This is a genomic window from Candidatus Ancaeobacter aquaticus, assembly GCA_030765405.1.
GTDB lineage: Bacteria > Auribacterota > Ancaeobacteria > Ancaeobacterales > Ancaeobacteraceae > Ancaeobacter > Ancaeobacter aquaticus.
In genome coordinates this window covers 1-3,504 of sequence record JAVCCP010000035.1, presented here as the reverse complement: position 1 = coordinate 3,504, position 3,504 = coordinate 1, and the positions used below count along the sequence as shown (strand labels likewise).

The window sequence follows — 3,504 nt, the reverse complement described above, 5'->3', positions numbered from 1 at the left end:
CGTCTTAAGATCGGATCCTTAGAAGAATGGCTTAAGAAAACATTAGAAGCTTATATTCATAATCCTGATATTGATCCTTATTTACTCTTACCTCCCAAATAATTCCCCCTTTTGCTCACCGGTTACATAATATGAGATTTTCTTATGGATATTAAAATCAAACAAATTCAGGACAATGACCTTGATGATGTTTTAGATATGCAAAAACAATCATTTTTAAAAGAGTATCAGGAAGAGAGAGACACCTATAAAAGGAAACTTGACTACTACCCGGAGGGAAACAAACTCCTCACCTATGATGGACAGAATGCGGGATATATAATATCGCATCCTTCATGTGAAAACCATGTACATGAGCTGAACAAGCAAGAAATGTCATCTACCGGTGAAGAAAACTGCATGTATCTCCATGACCTTGCAATACATCCGGAATACAGGAACAAGGGTCTTACACATGTTCTTATGGAATATTTCCATTCACTTACACATAAAGAGGGGTATAAAACGCAGGCATTAGTAGCAGTACAAAACAGCAAGTCCTTTTGGGAAAAACATGAGTTTAAATCTGTTAAAGAGATTGAATACGGTGGGGAAAAAGCATATTACATGAAACGCCATGCGGAATAAACGAGCACAATTACTTCTTCTGTTTCTGACCCGGAGAAACGACACCTTTAATTACCGATCCAATAACATCAGCAACACCACCTATAGTATCTACGGATTTATCAACGATCCCGGAACCTTTTTGTTTACTTCCAAAATCTTTTTCTGCATTAAGCCGCAACGTTCTTTCATTAACGCATTTCCTTCCTAAAACGGCATTTTCTTTTTGGATAGCTTTTAGCTCGTTTTCAAGAGTGTTGTTTTGTGTTTCAAGTTCATTTACTTTCTTTTCAAGCAGCTCGTTTTGTCCTTTAAGTTCCTTGACGCTCCTCTGGGCAAGTTCACATTTTTTCTTTTCATCCTGAATAGTGCGTTGAAATTTCATTTTTTGGGTAAGAGGTATAGCTAACCTTTGCTGATAATTTGCTTCTTGTTTTGCCTGCACTGAACGTTGTTTATCTTTTTTATATTGATACGATCTCCATGCTTTTCGTGCAGAATTACTTCGAGATGGCGGCAATGACTTTAATATTTTTTTGAGTTGTTTATCAGTATAAGGAAAATCAACACGTCCACCGAGCATTTCACTAACAATCTTTCGAGCAAGTCTTTCGCGTGACTGATGGCTTTTCGGAACATCTCCTGCATGACACGTAGAGCAAGAAATATTTACCACTATACACATTAGGAGCATTACAATTATTTTCATTGCCCTTTACTTCCTTTTTGTTTGGAATACTAAGAGATACGGTACAGCGGGATGATCATTTTTATCTCGAAACGAATTAAATCTCCCATTATTAAACCAAATTGCATACGCTTTACCGGGTTCTAACTTTACCGGAGCAACACACGTCTTTTTATCTTCTAAAAACCGTACTCTCCCAACAAATTTAGGGAATGAACTTTGTGTAACCTGTACCCAAGACCACATATTTCTTGTATGCATCGGTTTACTGAACGTTACCTTTATCTCCATTATCCCGGGGGCAACATCCCTAGACCCTGACTCAGGAACAGTTTTGACAACAACGGGAGGCATTGACTTCACCGAAACATTTGATGCATAAATTGTACTGCTTGAAACCGACATTAACACTACTATAAACAGTATCTTTAAATATTTTCTCATGGGCCACCTTAATCTTTTTTAAATATATGTATCGCGTTCACCTTTATCGAGACTCGTCATAATACCCTTAAGCGATTTTTGTGTCGTTTCATCATAGGATTCAATCATATCATTAATAAGCTTATATCCCGTCTCTTTCACATCATCTGTCGCAAAATCATCAAGGTACTCTTTGAGAGTGATAAGCGCATTAATATTACACTTACCTTTTATAGTACCCGGTTTTGCAAGATCCATAAATGCCTTTCCTGTACGCTCAGCCCGATAACATGCGGTACAAAAACTCGGAATCATCTTATCATCAACAAGGGCACGGATAATATCATTTAGGCTTCGGTGATCACTGAGACAAAACTGTGTATCCTCTTGTGTCTCATCATTATCGGAATAACCGCCTGGAGAAGTCTTAGACGCCGCACTAATTTGTGATACACCAAGATTAAACAACATATCTCTCATTTCAGGTGTTTCACGAGTAGATAGTATCAAACCCGTATAGGGAACAGACAATCTTAAAACAGCAACAAGCTTCATGAAATCACTATCTGAGACACGGTACTCTTCAAACCGCTCAAGATCAACACCGATCGCCGGTTCAAGTCGCGGAACAGAAATAGTATGAGGACCAACACCATGCATCTTCTCAAGATGTTCTACGTGCATAAGTAGCGCAAGAGTTTCATAGACATAATCATAGAGACCATAAAGCACACCAACACCAACATCATCAATACCGGCTTTAAAAGCTCGATCAAGTGCATTGAGCCTGTTGTCAGGATCACTCTTAGGACCATCAGGATGCACTCTTATGTAGGTTGTATCATGATATGTTTCCTGAAAAAGCTGATACGTACCAATCCCTATCGCCTTCAATTTTTGGAATGCGGGAACATTAAGTGGCGCACAATTAATATTAATACGTCTTATGTTGTGATTTTGGTATTTTGTATCATAAATAGTCTTTATGGATTGACAGTAAAAATCGATATCTGACTCGTTGGAAGATTCTGATGCAACAACAAGGACGCGTTTATGCCCCATTTTGAGAAGTTCAACTGTTTGAGCTGATATTTCTTCTTGAGAGAGTTTCTTTCGCTTAATAACTTGATTATCAGCCTTAAACGCACAATACTGGCAAAAGTTAATGCATATATTATTAATATAGAGCGGTGCAAACAATACCACACGTTTACCATATATGGTGTTTTTCACATATGTAGCGGCTTCAAATATCTTTTTAAGGTCTTTTTCGTCGCGAACACACAAGAGAGCCGCGGTCTCTTCAAGTGTGAGGCGCTTCAAAGCTCTGCTTTTATTAAGGATGACATCTATATCTAATCCATTATCCTCACGAGACTTACTTATAATGTCATTGATCCGGTTTTTATCAATATACTTCACAAACATACTCCTAGCATTAAATGTATACTATAATCTATAGGATATAACGCATCTACTGTCAATAGCTAATAAGGGGGTTTCACCCCATTTTTAAATATGCAAACACCGCGGTCGGTGGAATTTTCCACCGACGCGGTGAAGATTCTTTTGAGCAAAAAGAGAGCCCTGCTTTAAAAGTAGAAGACACTCCCCCATAGATTTTCTCGGATAAATCCTCCAAAATCGTAAAACAGGGGGGACTCAGCAATTCCGCAACAAAGTATTTTAGCTCACCATAAGTCATTCTATTTACGATATTTTAGTGGTAAACGCCTTGTTTGAGCAAATTCGTATTGACGTTGAAGTATTTTATTGACATAAAAACT

At 37.9% G+C, this 3,504-nt stretch carries 4 protein-coding genes; 1 reads left to right on the top strand and 3 read right to left on the bottom strand.

The features are described from left to right. Positions 1-144: 144 nt before the first annotated feature. Positions 145-627, top strand: coding sequence for a GNAT family N-acetyltransferase (locus P9M13_03840; protein MDP8262417.1), 483 nt, complete (start codon positions 145-147; stop codon positions 625-627). A 10-nt stretch (positions 628-637) separates the two neighbouring features. Here P9M13_03840 and P9M13_03835 read toward each other — a convergent pair whose 3' ends face one another. From P9M13_03835 to hydG, 3 genes are read right to left on the bottom strand one after another with little or no spacing between them, the layout of a single operon-like run. After that, on the bottom strand, positions 638-1,315 hold the full coding sequence (locus tag P9M13_03835; protein MDP8262416.1) for a hypothetical protein: 678 nt from the start codon (positions 1,313-1,315) through the stop codon (positions 638-640). 6 nt (positions 1,316-1,321) lie between these two features. Then, a complete protein-coding gene (locus P9M13_03830; GenBank protein MDP8262415.1) occupies positions 1,322-1,738 on the bottom strand; it encodes an Ig-like domain-containing protein in 417 nt (138 codons plus the stop codon). An 18-nt stretch (positions 1,739-1,756) separates the two neighbouring features. Then, complete coding sequence (gene hydG, locus P9M13_03825; GenBank protein MDP8262414.1) at positions 1,757-3,139, bottom strand: [FeFe] hydrogenase H-cluster radical SAM maturase HydG; 1,383 nt, start codon at positions 3,137-3,139, stop codon at positions 1,757-1,759. Between the last annotated feature and the right edge of the window lie 365 nt (positions 3,140-3,504).

What these genes read in the sequence shown, in the direction of transcription:
- P9M13_03840 (MDP8262417.1), top strand. Translation starts at nt 145, where the DNA reads ATGGATATTAAAATCAAACAAATTCAGGACAATGACCTTGATGATGTT.
- P9M13_03835 (MDP8262416.1), bottom strand. Translation starts at nt 1,315, where the DNA reads ATGAAAATAATTGTAATGCTCCTAATGTGTATAGTGGTAAATATTTCT.
- P9M13_03830 (MDP8262415.1), bottom strand. Translation starts at nt 1,738, where the DNA reads ATGAGAAAATATTTAAAGATACTGTTTATAGTAGTGTTAATGTCGGTT.